General features: G+C 70.3%; 17 protein-coding genes. 9 read left to right on the top strand and 8 right to left on the bottom strand.

Annotation, left to right across the window (positions count from 1 at the left end):
* Nucleotides 1–17: 17 nt before the first annotated feature.
* From PV963_RS10830 to PV963_RS10790, 9 genes are all read left to right on the top strand, one after another.
* Nucleotides 18–1,064, top strand: a complete 1,047-nt coding sequence (locus tag PV963_RS10830) for a 1-aminocyclopropane-1-carboxylate deaminase (protein ID WP_274815433.1) — start codon at nt 18–20, stop codon at nt 1,062–1,064.
* 95 nt (nt 1,065–1,159) lie between these two features.
* Nucleotides 1,160–1,564, top strand: a complete 405-nt coding sequence (locus PV963_RS10825; RefSeq protein WP_274815432.1) for a VOC family protein — start codon at nt 1,160–1,162, stop codon at nt 1,562–1,564.
* Nucleotides 1,565–1,621: 57 nt separating this feature from the next.
* Nucleotides 1,622–2,659 (top strand): LacI family DNA-binding transcriptional regulator, encoded by a 1,038-nt coding sequence (locus PV963_RS10820; RefSeq protein ID WP_274815431.1) that lies wholly within the window; start codon nt 1,622–1,624, stop codon nt 2,657–2,659.
* Nucleotides 2,660–2,945: 286 nt separating this feature from the next.
* A complete protein-coding gene (locus tag PV963_RS10815; RefSeq protein ID WP_274815430.1) occupies nt 2,946–4,238 on the top strand; it encodes an ABC transporter substrate-binding protein in 1,293 nt (430 codons plus the stop codon).
* Between the two features lies 1 nt (nt 4,239).
* Entirely contained in the window at nt 4,240–5,259 is a 1,020-nt protein-coding gene (locus tag PV963_RS10810) for a carbohydrate ABC transporter permease (RefSeq protein WP_274815429.1), read from the top strand.
* Nucleotides 5,249–6,121, top strand: coding sequence for a carbohydrate ABC transporter permease (locus PV963_RS10805; protein WP_274815428.1), 873 nt, complete (start codon nt 5,249–5,251; stop codon nt 6,119–6,121). The genes PV963_RS10810 and PV963_RS10805 overlap by 11 nt, the downstream gene beginning before the upstream one ends.
* A gap of 87 nt (nt 6,122–6,208) precedes the next feature.
* A complete protein-coding gene (locus tag PV963_RS10800) occupies nt 6,209–6,841 on the top strand; it encodes a DUF6461 domain-containing protein (protein ID WP_274815427.1) in 633 nt (210 codons plus the stop codon).
* A 73-nt stretch (nt 6,842–6,914) separates the two neighbouring features.
* Nucleotides 6,915–7,493: a TetR/AcrR family transcriptional regulator gene (locus tag PV963_RS10795; RefSeq protein ID WP_274815426.1), complete on the top strand. Its 579-nt coding sequence runs from the start codon at nt 6,915–6,917 to the stop codon at nt 7,491–7,493.
* 83 nt (nt 7,494–7,576) lie between these two features.
* Nucleotides 7,577–8,485 (top strand): alpha/beta fold hydrolase, encoded by a 909-nt coding sequence (locus PV963_RS10790; protein WP_274815425.1) that lies wholly within the window; start codon nt 7,577–7,579, stop codon nt 8,483–8,485.
* 29 nt (nt 8,486–8,514) lie between these two features.
* Here the strand turns inward: PV963_RS10790 and PV963_RS10785 are convergent, their stop codons facing one another.
* The 8 genes from PV963_RS10785 to PV963_RS10750 all read right to left on the bottom strand — a co-directional run bounded on the left by PV963_RS10785 (nt 8,515) and on the right by PV963_RS10750 (nt 16,194).
* Nucleotides 8,515–9,723 carry a TerD family protein gene (locus PV963_RS10785; protein ID WP_274821994.1) on the bottom strand — a complete coding sequence of 403 codons (1,209 nt, stop codon included), beginning with the start codon at nt 9,721–9,723 and terminating at the stop codon, nt 8,515–8,517.
* A gap of 64 nt (nt 9,724–9,787) precedes the next feature.
* The gene (locus tag PV963_RS10780; protein WP_274815424.1) at nt 9,788–10,009 is read right to left on the bottom strand and encodes a hypothetical protein; all 222 of its coding nucleotides are present in this window, start codon (nt 10,007–10,009) and stop codon (nt 9,788–9,790) included.
* Between the two features lie 72 nt (nt 10,010–10,081).
* The gene (locus PV963_RS10775) at nt 10,082–11,071 is read right to left on the bottom strand and encodes a zinc-dependent alcohol dehydrogenase family protein (protein WP_274815423.1); all 990 of its coding nucleotides are present in this window, start codon (nt 11,069–11,071) and stop codon (nt 10,082–10,084) included.
* Nucleotides 11,068–11,919, bottom strand: coding sequence for a carbohydrate ABC transporter permease (locus tag PV963_RS10770; protein ID WP_274815422.1), 852 nt, complete (start codon nt 11,917–11,919; stop codon nt 11,068–11,070). Before PV963_RS10770 ends, PV963_RS10775 begins: the two co-directional genes overlap by 4 nt.
* Nucleotides 11,916–12,857, bottom strand: a complete 942-nt coding sequence (locus tag PV963_RS10765; protein WP_274815421.1) for a carbohydrate ABC transporter permease — start codon at nt 12,855–12,857, stop codon at nt 11,916–11,918. Before PV963_RS10765 ends, PV963_RS10770 begins: the two co-directional genes overlap by 4 nt.
* The gene (locus PV963_RS10760) at nt 12,854–14,227 is read right to left on the bottom strand and encodes an ABC transporter substrate-binding protein (protein WP_274815420.1); all 1,374 of its coding nucleotides are present in this window, start codon (nt 14,225–14,227) and stop codon (nt 12,854–12,856) included. The genes PV963_RS10765 and PV963_RS10760 overlap by 4 nt, the downstream gene beginning before the upstream one ends.
* A 77-nt stretch (nt 14,228–14,304) precedes the next feature.
* Complete coding sequence (locus tag PV963_RS10755) at nt 14,305–15,072, bottom strand: DeoR/GlpR family DNA-binding transcription regulator (protein WP_274815419.1); 768 nt, start codon at nt 15,070–15,072, stop codon at nt 14,305–14,307.
* Between the two features lie 312 nt (nt 15,073–15,384).
* Entirely contained in the window at nt 15,385–16,194 is an 810-nt protein-coding gene (locus PV963_RS10750) for an NAD-dependent epimerase/dehydratase family protein (RefSeq protein ID WP_274815418.1), read from the bottom strand.
* Nucleotides 16,195–16,282 lie beyond the last annotated feature (88 nt).

Below are 16,282 nucleotides of genomic sequence, written 5' to 3'. Positions count from 1 at the left end.
CGACTCCGGGAGGACCCATGTCCCTTTCCCCGTCCCCGTCTCCTTCCCCGTCCCTTTCCTCGTACGAGCGCTACCCCCTGCTCTTCGGGCCCTCGCCCGTCCACCCCCTGGAGCGGCTGACCGCGCACCTCGGCGGCGCCGCCCTCTGGGCCAAGCGCGAGGACTGCAACTCCGGTGTCGCCTACGGCGGGAACAAGACCCGCAAGTTGGAGTACCTGCTCGCCGACGCGCTCGCGAAGGGCTGCGACACGCTCGTGTCGATCGGCGGGGTGCAGTCCAACCACACCCGCCAGGTCGCGGCGGTCGCCGCCCGGGCCGGGCTCAAGTGCGTGCTCGTGCAGGAGAGTTGGGTGGACTGGCCGGACGCCGTGTACGACAAGGTCGGCAACATCCTGCTCAGCCGCCTCGCCGGGGCCGACGTACGGCTGGTGAAGGCCGGGTTCGGGATCGGGTTCAAGGAGAGCTGGGAGCAGGCGCTCAGGGAGGTCGAGGAGGCGGGCGGCAAGCCGTACGCCATCCCGGCCGGGGCCTCCGACCATCCGCTCGGCGGCCTCGGTTTCGCCGGGTGGGCGTACGAGGTCGCCGAGCAGGAGCGTGAGCTGGGCGTCTTCTTCGACACGGTGGTCGTGTGCTCGGTGACCGGCTCCACCCAGGCCGGCATGGTCGCCGGGTTCGCCGCGCTGGAGGAGGCGGGCGGGCGGCCCCGGCGCGTGCTCGGCGTCGACGCCTCGGCGAAACCCGCCGCGACCCGCGGCCAGATCGCCCGGATCGCGCACGGCACCGGGCAGCTCATCGGCCTCAAGCGCGAGTTGACCGAGTCCGACGTCGAACTCGACGAGCGGTACCACGCGGGCACGTACGGCGTCCCCGATGAGTCCACGCTGGCGGCGATGCGGCTCGCGGCCCGGACGGAGGGGATGGTCACCGACCCCGTGTACGAGGGGAAGTCCATGGCCGGCCTGATCGACCTGGTCGCGCGGGGCGAGATCGGTCGCGACTCCACGGTCCTCTACGCCCACCTGGGCGGACAGCCGGCGTTGAACGCGTACAGCGCGCTGTTCTGACGAGGCCTCTGCCGCGTCCGGCCCGGCCGCGCGTGGGAATCAACCGGCCGGCCCGTGGGTTGTCAGCCGTTACCCCAGCTCTCGGAGGAGCCCTCATGCCCGATGAACCAGCCGTACGAGAACTCCGCCTGGTCGTGACGGCGGACGACTACGACGCAGCGCTGCACTTCTACCGGGACGTGCTCGGCCTGGCCGAGCGGGGCGCGTTCGCCTCGGAGGACGGGCGGGTCACGATCCTGGAGGCCGGGCGGGCCACCCTGGAGCTGACCGACCCGAACCACGCCGCCTTCATCGACGAGGTCGAGGTGGGGCGGCGGGTGGCCGGGCACGTCCGGGTCGCCTTCCAGGTGGACGACTCCGTCGCCACCACCGCGAAGCTGGCCGCCGCCGGAGCCGAGGTGGTCGCCGAGCCCACGCGCACCCCCTGGAACTCCCTGAACTCCCGGCTCGAAGCCCCGGGCGACCTGCAGCTGACGCTCTTCACCGAGCTCGACGGCTGAGGCGCCCGCCCGGCCGCCCCTGCCGGGCGGGGACCGGAGCCGGATAAAGTGCTGAACGTGTGGACCGACAATCAGCGGGCGGAGCCGGGTGCCGAGCGGCCCGACGGTGCCCGGCGCCGGGCCACGATCCACGACGTCGCACGACTGGCCGGGGTGTCACGACAGACGGTCTCCCGGGCGGTCAACGACAAGGGTGAGATCGACCCGGCCACCAAGGAGCGGGTCCTGGAGGCGGCCCGGCTCCTGGACTACCGGCCCAGCCGGTTCGCGCGCGGACTCGTCCAGAAGGGCGCGGTGACGGCGGGCCTGGTCATCCCGGACCTGCGCAACCCGTTCTTTCCCGAGGTGGCAGCCGGGGTGCTGGAGGCGGCCGAGCAACGCGGCTGGCAGGTGGTCGTGTGGGACTCCCGCATCGACGAGGCCAGGGAGCGGCAGGCGCTCGACGTGCTGTCCCACCAGGCGGACGCGGTCGTGGGCTACTTCAAGGACCCGGACGACGTCCTCACCCGGCACCTCGGAGGCGTGCCGCTGGTGCTCCTGGAGCGCGGTCCGCAGCAGACCCGGTTCGCGGCCGTGGGCATCGACGCCGCCACGGGAGTGGAGCAGGGCATGAACCACCTGTTCCGCGGGGGGCACCGCAGGATCGGCATGCTGGACGGCGTGCACGGCCCCGGCCCCCGCAGGCTGGCCTTCCTGGAGCAGGTGCGGCGGCTCGGACTGCCTGTCGACGAGGACTGGGTCGTGGTGTGCCCCGAGCACAGCGTGGCCGGCGGCGAGGCCGGCATGGAACGGCTCCTGGCGGCGCGGCCCGAGATCACCGCGGTCTTCGGCTTCAACGACCTGATCGCGGTCGGGGCGATGCGCGCCGCCCGCCGCCATGGCCGGAGCGTCCCGGACGATCTGGCGGTGCTGGGCTTCGACGGTCTCTCCCTGGGTGAGCTGGTCGACCCCGCCCTGACCACCCTGCACATCGACAAGCGGCAGCTGGGACGGCTGGCCGTGGAGCAGGTGGCCCGGCTGCGCGCGAGTGAGGAGCCGCTGCGCGGCGCGGACGCGTGGGTGGTGCCCGAGCTGGTGGTCCGCGCTTCCGCCTGACCTGCCCGGGCGCGGGCCCGGCAGACCCTTCCGTGCAGCTCCCTTGACACCGGTTTTCGGGCGCCCCGATACTCGACGGCAACGCTCACGTGAACGTTCACGAGCCGCAGAAACCCCCATCGCGAGACCGTCGGCCCGACCACCACGCGCCCGCCGACATCGTTGTCTTCACTTCCCTCACCGGGGAAGCCTCCCCCCATCCCCGTGAAAAAACGGGCCCGCGGCAGTGCTGTGCCCGGCCGCGGCACGCCCGGAAAGCGAGTGCGCGCCCATGGAACACCGAACGATGTCCCGCAGACGCTTCCTGGGGGCCTGTCTTGGTGGTGCGGGGGCGGGCCTGCTCGGGCTGACCGGATGCGGGTCCGCTGAGGGATCGGCCTCCGCCGGCACCGACCACCTCAGCCTCTGGTACTGGAAGGGCTCGCTCAGCGACAAGCTGCTCGCCACCGCCAGGCGCGGCGTACCCGGCGTGCCGGGGCTGAAGGTGCGGGGCTCGCAGATACCCGACGGCGACATCGACTCCAAGGTGCGCACCAGCCTCGCCGCGCGCGCCTACGTGCCGGACGTGACGGTCGTCAACAACGACAACCTCGCCACGTTCTTCCCCGACGAGAACGAGTTCCTCGACCTGCGGGAGCTCGGCGCACAGTCCGTCCGCGACCAGTACCTCGAATGGAAGTGGAAGGCCTGCTTCACCCCGACGGGCAGGATGATCGGCTTCCCCCTGGACGCCGGCCCGACCGCGCTCTACTACCGCAGGGACCTCTTCCGGGAGGCCGGACTGGCCCACGAACCGGCGGACGTCGCCGAGGAGATCCCCACCTGGGAGAAGTTCATCGCCGCCGGGCGGACCCTGCGGGCGAAGGGGCCCGGAAAGCCGTACCTGGTGAGCAACATCGGCAACGTCTTCCAGCAGGTCCTGCTGCAGAGCCCCAAACAGTTCGTGGACGCCGACAACCGCTTCATCGGCGACCAGGAACACATCCGGCGTGCCTGGGACCTGTCCGTGGACATCCTCCGCCAGGGACTCAGCGCCAGGATCACGGACGGCACACCCGACTTCAACGCGGCCATGAGCGGCGGCCGGATCGCCACGATGACCACGGCGGTGTGGGCCATCAACGGCCTGAAGGACACCGCCCCGAAGACCTCCGGGTCCTGGCGGCTGACCACCATGCCGGACGGCCCCGCCAACTACGGCGGCTCGTACATGACGCTGACCCGCTACTGCCGGGACCCCGAGGCGGGCTTCGCCTTCCTGAAGTGGCTGCTGAGCCCGGCGAACCAGCTCGAGAGCTACCAGGAGATGGCCCTGTTCCCCACCACCCCGGCCGCCTACGCCGACCCGGCGATGCACAAGCCCGACCCCTTCTTCGGCGGTCAGCAGCCCATCGACGTCTTCGGCCCGGCCGCCGAGAAGGCCCCGGTCGTCTACTTCAGCCCCTACGAGGAGTCCGCGAACACCCCGTTCTTCCAGGAGCTGACCAATGTGGAAATGCTCGGCAAGAACCCCGACCGGGCCTGGCGGGACGCTGTGAACACCGCCGAGACCACGCTGTCCCGGGTGGGGGTGAGCTGACATGGCGACCGTCCTCGACCCGGCCGACGCGCCGGCGGCGAACGAGAAGCAGCCGGCCGGCCGTACGAAACCCACCACCCCGGGCGGCCGCAGGCGGCACTTCCCGCCCCTGCTCGCCATCTCCCCGTTCTACGTGCTGTTCGCCGCCTTCGGCGCCTTCCCGATCGTCTTCTCCGTCTACCTGTCCTTCCAGGACTGGGACGGCATCGGCGACATGCGCTACGTCGGGCTCAAGCAGTACGGCTGGCTGCTGCAGGACTCGGTGTTCTGGCACTCGGTGCTCAACACCTTCGAGATCTGGTTCCTGTCCACGGTGCCGATGCTGTTCCTGGCCCTGGTCCTGGCGTTCCTGCTGCACTCGCAGGTCCGCTTCTCCGGTGCCTACCGGGTGGCGTACTTCATTCCCAACGTCACCTCGATGGTCGCCATGACCGTGGTCTTCGGCTCGGTCTTCGCCCAGGCGGGCCTCGCCAACTCGGCGCTGCGGGTGATCGGGCTGGACGGGGTGGGCTGGCTGTCCTCGGAGTGGGGCATCAAGTCGTCCGTCTCCCTCATGATCATCTGGCGGTGGGTCGGCTACAACGCGCTGATCTTCCTGGCGGGCCTCCAGGCCATCCCCACCGAGCACTTCGAGGCCGCCCGCGTCGACGGCGCGAACAGCAGGCAGACCCTCTTCCGGGTCGTACTGCCGCAACTGCGGCCCGTGGTGCTCTTCGCCGCCGTCACCTCCACCATCAACGGCCTGCAGATCTTCACCGAGTCCCAGGTGCTCTTCCAGTCGACCGACGTCGGAACCACGGGCGGGCCGGGCCAGGAAGGGATGACCATCGTGCTCTATCTGTGGCAGAAGGCCTTCAAGGAGCACCAGTTCGGCTACGGCGCCGCCATGGGCTGGGTCCTCTTCGCGATCATCGCCGTCTTCACCGTCATCAACTGGCGTCTGGTCGCCGGCTCGGACGACGACCGCCGGCCCGGCATCGCCGGTCTGCTGCGCCGCAAGGGGGCACGCCGTGGCCGCTGAACAGAGGTCGACCGGGAGCGCGGGCCTGGCCGTCGGCTCCGGCAGCAGGCTCAGCCGCACTTGCGTCCGGGCGGTGCTGCTGCTCGGTGTGCTGGTCTCGCTGTTCCCCTTCTACTGGCTGGTGGTGCTGGCCTCCGGCACCACGCAGGACATCTACCGCTACCCGCCCAAGCTGGTGCCGGGGCCGCATCTGCTGGACAACATGGGGCGGGTGCTCGACACCGTCGACTTCTTCGGCTCGCTGTTCAACACCGTCGTCGTCGCCGTGCTCGGGACCGTGCTGGTGCTGTTCTTCGACTCGCTGGCCGCGTTCGCCTTCGCCAAGTACGAGTTTCCGGCGAAGAAGTTCCTCTTCGGCATGCTGCTGGTGACGTACATGATCCCCGCGCAGCTCTCCCTGGTGCCGCAGTTCGTGACCATGGCCGAGTTCGGCTGGGCCGGCTCCCTGAAGGCACTGATCATTCCCAGCGCGGCGAACGCCTTCGGCATCTTCTGGATGCGCCAGTACGCGCAGAACTCGCTGCCGGACGAACTGCTGGACGCCGGGCGGATCGACGGCGCCGGCTTCTTCCGCCTCTACTGGACGGTCGCCCTGCCGCTGTTCCGGCCGGCCCTCGCCTTCCTCGGCATCTTCACGTTCATCGGCCTCTGGAACGACTACATCTGGCCCCTGGTCGTCATGATCGACCCCGACAAGGTCACCCTCCAGGTCGCCCTGGCGAATCTCAACATCCTCTACAACACCGACTATTCACTGGTGATGGCCGGTGCGCTGATGAGCGTCATCCCGCTGATCGTCGTGTTCCTGGTCGGGGCGCGGCACTTCCTGCGGGATCTGGCGGCGGGGGCGATGAAGATGTGAGGCGACCGGTTCGGCAGGGTGTTACCGAACCGTCGGGTCGGCGGGGGCGGCGTACGGTGCCCCCCCGCCGCGCAGGAAAGAGGGGAAATGAACGACGGAGTAGCGTGGCTGGCCCGCGAGGACCTCACCTGGCTGGGGTACTGCGTCACCCTGGCCCGGGGCGTGGAGCCCGAGGAGCTCGTGCGGCGCCTCGCCGGCGACGAGCCTCCCGTGGAGCTCGGCGACCACAGTGCCGATGAGCTGGTCGGCTTCCTGGCCCGGCGCGACCGGGACCGCGGCCGGGACGACAGTATCGCGGTGCGCTACGGCACGAGCGCGGACCTGTCCTATGCCGTGGCGTACGGGGAGTGGCCCGGGTGCATGGGGCCCGGCTACATCGATGGCCTGTCCGTGCAGGGCGATCACGTGTTCCAGTTCTACTACGAGACGCAGAATCCGAAGCTGCCGCCGCCGGAGTTCAGCTACTTCCGTGACGGCGTCCACGTGTGCGGCTTCCAGATGTACATGCACACCTGGTCGCGCGAGATCACCGGTACTCGCCCGGAGCTGCTCAGCGCTGCGGTGCGGGCCGCGGGCATCCCGGACGAGGACGACAGGGCCGCGGCCCACGCCAAGTCCCTCGCCGTCGTGGAGGAGACGTTCCGCCTGACGCTCCCTCGCGAGCAGGTGCTGCACCAGGCCGTCCCCGCAGCTCTGATCAAGGGGCAGTCGCCGGCGTGACGTGCCGGCGTTCTCGGCTCCGACTCCGAATTAAGGTACGGAGAGGGTTCCCCGGTTCGTGAGGAGTGGCTGCATGGCGCAGGTCAGGCCCATGCGGGCGGATGCTCGGCGTAACTACGAGCGGTTGCTGAAGGTGGCCGTGGAGGCCTTCGCCGAGCACGGGGAAGGCGCGTCGCTCGACGACATCGCCAAGCGGGCCGGGGTCGGCTCCGGCACGCTGTACCGGCATTTCCCGACCCGGCACGCGCTGCTGGAAGCCGCGTACCTCGACCGTATCGAGGCGATCGCGGCCCGGGCCGACGAACTCGCGGCGGAACTGCCGCCGGGTGAGGCGCTGGTGGAGTGGCTGTACGAACTCGGTGCCGGGATGATCCAGATGCGCGGCCTGCGAGCCCTGCTGGGCCCGGCCGTCACACAGAGCGACTCGACCGTGGCCACGGCCTGCGGCGACGCGGTGAAGAGCGCGGCGGTGCGCCTGGTCCGGGCAGCACAGGAAGCGGGCACGCTCCGGCGGGACGTCGAGCCGATCGACGTACTGCGGCTGGCGCACGGGGTGGCGACGGCGGCGGAGCTGGCGGACGGGGAGGGCGGGCACATCCGGCGCTATCTGGCGTTGCTGACGGAGGGGCTGCGGCCTTCGGCGCGGCTCTGAGGGCCCGCTGACCGGCGCGGTGTCGTCGGTTTCTTCGGGAGTTCGGCGGGTACTCCGGCTCTCTCCGTGTCCGACCAGCACAGGTGGCGAGAACGATCGACAGCCCGGCCCGCAGGACGGCACACCGGTACGCGGACGTCGACGGGACCCGCGTCTTCTACCGTGAGGCCGGTCCCCCCGACGCCCCCGCCTTGTTGCTGCCGCACGGCTATCCGTCCTCCTCGTTCCAGTTCCGCGCCTTCATGCCGGCCCTGGCCGACCGGTGGCGGCTCGTCGCGCCCGACTTCCCCGGCTTCGGCTACAGCGACACCCCGGACCCGGCCGGCTTCTCGTACACCTTCGACGGGTACGCCGGCTTCCTGGAGCGGTTCACCAGCGTGCTGAAGCTACGGCGGTACGCCCTCTACCTGCACGACTACGGCTCGCAGATCGGGCTGCGGCTGGCGATGCGCGCACCTGAGCGGGTCGCCGCGCTCATCATCCAGAACGGGGACATCTACGAGGACGAGCTCGGCCCGAAGTACAGCTCGCTCCGGGAGTACTGGGATCACCCGACGCCCCAAGGGCGGGCGCGGCTGCTGGAGGCGGTGACCGAGGAGGGGCTGCGCGACGAGTTCGTCGGCGAGATCGACGAGCGGCTCGTCGAACGGATCAGTCCCGACCTGTGGAAGCTGTCCTGGCCGCTGCTGGCCTCCCCGCAGCGCCGCGAGATCATGGTCGGGCTGATGGAGGGCCTGCGGGAGAACCTCGACTGGTTCCCGAAGTACCAGACGTATCTGCGGGAGCACCGCCCCCCGACGCTGATCGCCTGGGGCCCTCAGGACGGCTACATGCCCGAGGGCGCCGCACGTGCCTATCTGCGTGATCTGCCGGACGCCGAGCTGCACCTGCTCGACGGCGGGCACTGGCTGCTGGAGACCCACCTGGAGGAAGTCGTCGCCCTGGTGCGGGACTTCCTCGACAGGGTGCATGTCCAGCAGCCGGCCCACTAGCTTCGGCAGATGCCGGCTCCAGCCCTTGGCTACAGAGACTGGGCCGCCGGCTTCACCATTCCCCTGACCGTGCGGGACTTCACGAAGTCGCCGATCGCCGTCATCTCCCACTCGCCGGAGAACTGGCGGATCAGCTTGGCCATCATCACGCCGGTCTGCGGCTCGGCGCTGGTGAGGTCGAAGCGGACCAGTTCCTCTCCGGTCGTGCCGTCCAGGAGGCGGCAGTAGGCCTTGGCGACCTCCGTGAACTTCTGGCCGGAGAAGGAGTTGACCGTGAAGACCAGGCCGGTGACCTCCTGCGGGAGACGGCCGAGGTCGACCGTGATCACCTCGTCGTCGCCGCCGCCCTCGCCCGTGAGGTTGTCGCCGGAGTGCCGGATCGCGCCACCGACGATCTGGAGCTTGCCGAAGTAGCAGCTGTCGATGTGGTTGCGCTGCGGCCCGTAGGCGATGACCGAGGCGTCCAGGTCGATGTCCTTGCCGCGGTACGCCGGCTCCCAGCCGAGGCCCATCTTGACGGAGGCGAGCAGCGGGCGGCCGCCCTTGACGAGGGAGACGGTCTGGTTCTTCTGGAGGCTGACGCGGCCCTTGTCGAGGTTGATCTTTCCGGCGCCGGGCGCGGGCGGCGGAGGCGTGGCCGGAGCCGGGGGCGCCGCGGGTGTGGTGACGGGCGGGGCCGGCGGAGCCACCGGCGGCTGCGTCGGAGCCGGCGGCGGGGTCACCGGCTGCTGGGCCGGGGCGACCGGCTCCTCCACCGAGACACCGAAGTCCGTGGCGATGCCCGCGAGGCCGTTGGCGTATCCCTGGCCGACGGCTCGGGCCTTCCACTGGCCGTTGCGCAGGTAGATCTCCACGATCACCAGGGCCGTCTCGTCACCGAGCTGCGGGGGCGTGAACGAGGCAAGGACGGAGCTGTCGTCCGCGTTGCGGATCGTGGCCGTCGGTTCGATGCCACGGAAGGTCTGGCCCGCGGCGTCCGGGCTCGCCGTGACGACGATCTTCTCGATGCCGGGGGGCACGGCCGTCGTGTCGACCACGATCGCGTCGGGCGTGGTGCCGCCGCCCGAGCGGTACGTCACGCCCGGGCCCGAAGGCTGGTTGTAGAAGATGAAGTCGTCGTCGGAGCGCACCTTGCCGTCGGCGGTGAGCAGCAGGCCCGATACGTCGAGCCGCACCGGGGCGGCGACGTCGACCGTCACGCGGGTGGCGGACAGGGGGATGTTCGAGCCGGGGGTCATAGCTGTCATGCCGGGTGAACGATCGAGGCGGTTTTGCCGTTCCCTTACCCTGCGCCCATTCGGGTCAGCGGCGGTTGCGGGGGTGGTCGCGGGCGGTGCGTTCGTTGCCCCGCTTGTAGTTTCCGGTCCAGCGGGCCATGACGAGCTGGGGGTCGGAGGCCTCGACCTCGGCGAGGAACTGCTCGGCCCGGGGGCCGTTCAGCGTGGTGGCGGGGCGGCCGTGGTGGGTGATGCGGACGGTTCCGCCCGCGTGCTGCTCGTAAGCGAATCCGTGGGGTCGTGGCATGCCGCGAGCGTACGGGGGGCGGGGCAGGCGCCCCAGCGAATTTCGCCCGCCCCGCCCGCAGCGGTCCGTTCCCTACGGCACGACCACGATCTTGCGGCCGACCCCTGACGCGAACTGCTCCAGCGCCTGCGGGTACCGCTCCAGCGGGATCCGGTCGCTGATGAAGACGTCGGGGTCGAGGACCCCGTTCGCGAACAGCTCGGCCGCGCGCTCGAAGCTGTGCAGCACCGCCATCGAGCCCGTGATGGTGATCTCCTGGTTGTAGATGCGGTACGGGTCGATCGTCACGCGCGTCGCGTAGTCGGCCACACCGAACTGCAGGAACGTGCCGGCCTTCGCCACCCGGTCCAGGCCGTCCTGGATCGCTGCCGCGTTGCCCGTGGCGTCGACGACCAGGTCCCAGCCCTGCGGGCGGTCCAGTTCGTCCGGGCCCGCGGCCGCCGCCGAGACGCCGAGGCGGCGGGCCGTCTCCAGGCGGGCCGGGTTCACGTCGACGACGTCCACGCTCGCCGCGCCCGTGCGCTTGGCCAGCTCCAGCATCATCAGGCCCATCGTGCCGGAGCCGTAGATCAGGACGTGCGCGCCGAGGCGGGAGCGGAGCACGTCGTAGCCGCGTACCGCGCAGGAGAGGGGCTCCACCAGGGCCGCGTCCTGCGTGCGGACGTGGTCGGGGAGCTTCACGCAGTTCGCCACGGGGGCGAGGGCGTACTTCGCGGCCCCTCCGGCCGTCGTCACGCCGATCGCCGCCCAGCGTTCGCAGAGGTTGTTGTGGCCGGTACGGCAGTAGCGGCACTCGTAGCAGTACAGGGACGGGTCCACCGCTACCCGGTCGCCGACCGACAGTTCCGTGACCTGGGTGCCGACCCCGACCACCTCGCCCGCGAACTCGTGCCCGGGCACGATGGGCAGCTCGGGGGCGAACTCGCCCTGGAGGATGTGCAGGTCCGTGCCGCACAGGCCGCAGGCCGCGACCTCGACGACGACCTGGCGCGGGCCGGGCGTCGGGTCGGGGACCTCGGCGACGACGGCCTTGCCCACGGACTCGATGACGGCGGCCTTCATTTGACGGCTCCCAACGACAGGCCCTGGACCAGCTTGTCCTGGGCGGCGAACCCCGCGGCGAGCACCGGCAGGGAGATGACGAGCGACGCGGCGCACACCTTCGCCAGGAACAGGCCCTGGCTGGTGATGAAGCCGGTCAGGAAGACGGGGGCGGTCTCGGCGACCACGCCGGTCAGCACCCGTGCGAAGAGCAGTTCGTTCCAGCTGAAGATGAAGCAGATGAGTGCCGTCGCGGCGATGCCCGGGAGGGCGATCGGGGCCACGACCCGCGCGAGGACCGTCGGCAGCCGTGCCCCGTCCACCCGGGCCGCCTCGATCACCGCGACCGGGATCTCGGCGAGGAACGACTGCATCATCCACACCGCGATCGGCAGGTTCATGGAGGTGTAGAGGATGACCAGCAGCCAGATGTTGTCGAGCATCCCGGCGTTCTTGGCGAAGAGGTAGATCGGGAGCAGGCCCGCGACCGCCGGCAGCATCTTCGTGGAGAGGAAGAAGAACAGGACGTCCGTCCACTTGCGGACGCGGTTGATCGACAGCGCGTACGCCGCAGGGAAGGCCAGCAGCAGGACCAGCAGGGTCGAGGCCACGGACGCGACCGTGGAGTTGATCAGCGCCGGCCAGGGGCTCGCGCCGCCGCCCGCGCCGAAGAACTCGCGGTAGCCGTCCAGGGTCAGGGCGGCGGCGAAGGACGGCGGGTTGGTCGCCGCGTCCTGCTCGGAGTGGAAGGACGTCAGCGCCATCCACGCGATGGGCAGGAAGAACGCGACGCCGAGCAGCCAGGCCAGCAGGCCCAGGCCCGCACCCTTGCCACGGACACGACGGACACGCAGGGCGTTCGTGCTCATGCGCGGGACACCTCCTCGCGGAACAGGGACGACACCACGCGCAGGGCGAAGGTCGCGATGACGATCGAGCCGATGACCACCAGGACGCCCGCGGCCGAGGCGAGGCCGTTCTCGTGGGCCTGGTAGAAGCTCTGGTAGACGGTGTAGGGGAGGTTGGCGGTGCCCAGGCCGCCGGACGTGATCGTGAAGACCGCGTCGAAGTTCTGGACGATGTAGATCGAGCCCAGCAGGGCGCCCAGTTCGAGGTAGCGGCGCAGATGTGGCAGCGTCAGGTGGACGAAGATCTGCCAGTCGCTCGCGCCGTCGACCCGGGCCGCCTCGATCTGCTGGTGGTCACGGCTCTGCAGGCCGGCCAGCAGGATCAGCATCATGAACGGCGTCCACTGCCAGACGAGCGACGCCTCGACCGCGAGCAGCGGGGTGTTCGAGATCCAGTCGGGCTGTGGGCCGCCCACATAGTGCAACAACCCGTTGAACAACCCGTATTCGGGGTTGTAGAGCACATGTTTCCAGAGCAGGGCCGCCGCGACCGGTACGACCAGGAAGGGTGCGATCAGCAGCGTCCGTACGATGCCCCGGCCGCGGAACCTCCGGTCCAGCAGCAGCGCCAGGACGAGGCCCAGCACCAGGCTGGCCAGGACCACCGCCACCGTCAGCAGGACGGTCGTCCACACCGACCGGCGCAGGTCCGGGTCGGTGAGGACCTCCTGGTAGTTGTCGAGGCCGGTGAACTGCCGGGCGTCGGGATAGAGGGAGTTCCAGTCGAAGAAGGAGATCACCAGCGTGGCCACGAAGGGCAGCTGGGTCACGACGATCATGAAGATCAGGGCGGGGAGCAGCGGGGCGCGGGTGGCCCAGGCGCGCAGGCGGGCGGAGGGCCGGCGGACCGGGGTGCGCGTCTCGGGAGCGGCCAGGGGGGCCGTTGTCGTGGCGGTCATCGTCCCTCGTACTCCTCGGAGATCTTCTCGGCGAGCGCTTGCGACTTCTTCAGGGCCGATTCGACGGACTGGCGTCCGGCGATGGCCGCGCTGATCTCCTGCGAGACCTTGGTGCCGAGGTCGGTGAACTCGGGGATGCCGACGAACTGGATGCCGGGCGCGGGCCGCGGCTGCACGCCGGGATCATTGGGCCGGGCTCCCTCGATGGCCTCCTTGGTCATCTCCTGGAAGGCGGCGGCCTCCTTGCGGTAGTCGGCGTTGGCGTACGTCGAGGCCCGTTTGCCGGCCGGGACGTTGGACCAGCCGATTTCGTCGCCGACCAGCTGCTCGTACTCCTTGCCGGACGCCCAGGAGACGAACTTCCAGGCGTCGTCGGAGTTGCGGGAGGCCTGCTGGATGCCCCAGGCCCAGGTGTAGAGCCAGCCGGAGGACTCGGTCTTCTCGACGGGTGCGGGGGCGTAGCCGATCTTGCCCTTGACCGGCGAGTTCGCCGCCTCCAGGGATCCGGCCGCGGAGGTGGCGTCGTACCACATGGCGACCTTGCCCTGGGTCATGTTGTTCAGGCACTCGGCGAATCCGGACTGGGCGGCGCCGGACTCGCCGTGCGCGCGGACCAGGTCGACGTAGAACTTCGTCGCCTTCTCGAAGGCGGGGGAGTCGAGCTGTGCCTTCCAGTTCTTGTCGAACCAGGTGCCGCCGAAGGTGTTCACGACGGTGGTCAGGGGGGCCATCACCTCGCCCCAGCCGGGCAGGCCGCGCAGGCAGATGCCCTTCATGCCCGGTTCGGCGCCGTCCGCCTTGGCCGCGAGGTCCGCCACCTGCTGCCAGGTGGGGTGGGCGGGCATCGTCAGGCCCTTCTTCTCGAACACGTCCTTGCGGTACATCAGGAACGAGGACTCGCCGTAGAAGGGCTGGCCGTAGAGCTTGCCGTCGTCCCCGGTGAGGGACTGGCGCATCGGCTTCAGGATGTCCTGCTCGTCGTAGCCCGGGTCCTTCGCGACGTAGCCGTTCATCTCGTGCAGCCAGCCGTTGCGGGCGTAGATCGGTATCTCGTAGTTGGACAGCGTGGCGACGTCGTACTGGCCGGCCTGGTTGGCGAAGTCCTGGCTGATCTTGTCGCGGACATCGTTCTCGGGCAGGACGGTGAAGTTGACCTTGATGCCGGTCTCTTCGGTGAAGTGGGCGCGGGTGAGCTTCTGCAGCTCGACCATCTGGGGGTTGTTGACCATCAGGACGTTGATGGCGTCGCCGCCGGATCCGGCCCCGCCCGCCCCGACCCAGCAGCCGGAGAGCAGCGGGGCGAGCAGCGTCCCTGCGGCGGCCATGGCGAGCGTGGCTCGCGGTGGCCGTCGTCGGCTCTGGGTTCGCATGGATCGCTCCTGGATTTATGGGGAGATAAGGGGCATGGCAGGGCGTGGTTGAGCCCTGTGGGGGCGGGGCCGGCGGGTCAGACGCGGATGACCTGTGGGCCGTGCAGTGAGTAGCGGTGGGCCTCGGCTGCCGGCAGCAGCGTGCTCGTCACGATCGTCTCCAGTGCGCCGACCTCGGCGAACCGGCAGAAGCTGACCGCTCCGAACTTGGTGTGCACGCCCGCGAAGACCGTGCGGCGGGCGGCCCGGATCGCCTGTGTCTTGACCTCGCTGACCGCCGGGTCGGGGGTGGTGAGGCCGTGCTCGCGGGAGATGCCGTTGGCGCCGATGAACGCCAGGTCGACGACGAATCCGGCCAGCATCTTCGTCGTCCAGTGGTCGACGGTGGCGAGGGTGCCGGAGCGGACCCGGCCACCCAGCAGCAGGACGGACATGGTGTCGGCCTCGGCGAGCGCGCCGGCGACCGGCAGGGACGCGGTGACCACGGTCAGCGGCCGGTCCCGGGGGAGTGCCTCGGCGATGAGCTGCGGGGTGAAGCCCTCGTCGACGAAGACGGTCTCGGCGTCGCCGAGCAGCTCGGCCGCAGCGGTCGCGATCCGGCGCTTCTCGGGGACGTGGCTGGTGGCGCGGAAGGCGAGCGTCGTCTCGAAGCCGGCGCTCTCCACCGGGTAGGCGCCGCCATGGGTGCGGCGGAGCAGGCCGTGGTCCTCCAGGACACGCAGGTCCCGCCGTACGGTTTCCTTGGCCACGCCCAGTTCGGCGGCGAGGGCGGTGACGTCGACGGAACCGCTCGCGCGGGCGGCGCGGACGATCTCGCGCTGGCGTTCTTCCGCGGTTCTGGTCATGGCCGTCACCCGCCTTCCTGCTGTGCTGCCCGTTCGGGCCCTCGGTCGGGCCATGGGGGAAGTTCTACAGCGGGTGCTCCACGGCGACCAGGTCTGTTGCGGAAGTGTTCGTGCCCGGGTGTGCCCGTTCGGTCCCGGACACGCGCCGCGTGCCGCAGGGGGTTCGTGGCCGTCCGCGGGTGCGTTGTGGCTGGTCGCGCAGTTCCCCGCGCCCCTGAGGGCGCTGCCCGACCGCATCCGGGCCGTGCCCGAACGCCCGAGCGGGCGGGCCCGTTCTCTGCCCGCCCGCCCTCTCGCGACGACTCTTTCCGGTCAGTACGGCCAGATCGGCGGGTCCGTCACGAAGTGGCCGCCGAGGTAGGCGTGCGCCTCGTTGTCCGGGTCCAGCTCGCCCTGCTCGGCGATGAGCTTCTCGGCCCACGGCTCGGAGTCGTCCTGCGGTTCGTAGCCGAGCGCCCGGGCGGTGGTGAGGTCCCACCACAGCCGGGTGTTGGCGGAGGAGCCGTGGACGACGGTGTGGCCGACGTGCTCGGCGGTCAGGGCCGCGTGGAAGAGGCGGGCGCCGTCGGCGGGGCTCATCCACACCGAGAGCATGCGCACGCTGGTCGGCTCCGGGAAGCAGGAGCCGATGCGCACCGAGACCGTCTCCAGGCCGTGCTTGTCCCAGTAGAGCTGCGCGAGGTCCTCGCCGAAGCACTTGGACAGGCCGTAGAAGGTGTCCGGGCGGCGGGGGGTGTCGACCGGGATCAGGGGGTCGTCGCCCTGGGGGCGCGGGGTGTAGCCGACGGCGTGGTTGGAGGAGGCGAAGACGATCCTGCCGACGCCCTCCTCGCGGGCGGCCTCGTACAGGTGGTAGGTGCCCTCGATGTTCGCCTTGAGGATCTTCTCGAAGGGGGCTTCCAAGGAGATGCCGGCGAGGTGGATGATCGCGTCGACGCCGCGGACCGCCTCGCGCACGGCGTCCTGGTCGGCGAGGTCGGCGGTGATCGCGTCCGGCGCGCCCTCGATCGGGCGCAGGTCGAGCAGTCGCAGCTCGTAGCCGTAGTCCGGGAGCAGGTCCCGCATCAGGGTGCCGAGGCCACCGGCGGCGCCGGTGAGCAGGACGGTGCGGGGAGCGGGCATCCTCGGTCTCCTTGAATCTCCCACCGTGCACATGAGTGCACGGCATTCATATTCGTGGACACGCTAAGGATCCGGGGCGGAGCCCGTC

Source organism: Streptomyces coeruleorubidus (genome assembly GCF_028885415.1).
Classification (GTDB): domain Bacteria; phylum Actinomycetota; class Actinomycetes; order Streptomycetales; family Streptomycetaceae; genus Streptomyces; species Streptomyces coeruleorubidus_A.
The sequence above is the reverse complement of the archived record's forward strand: the minus strand, read 5'-3'. Positions and strand labels throughout refer to the sequence as shown.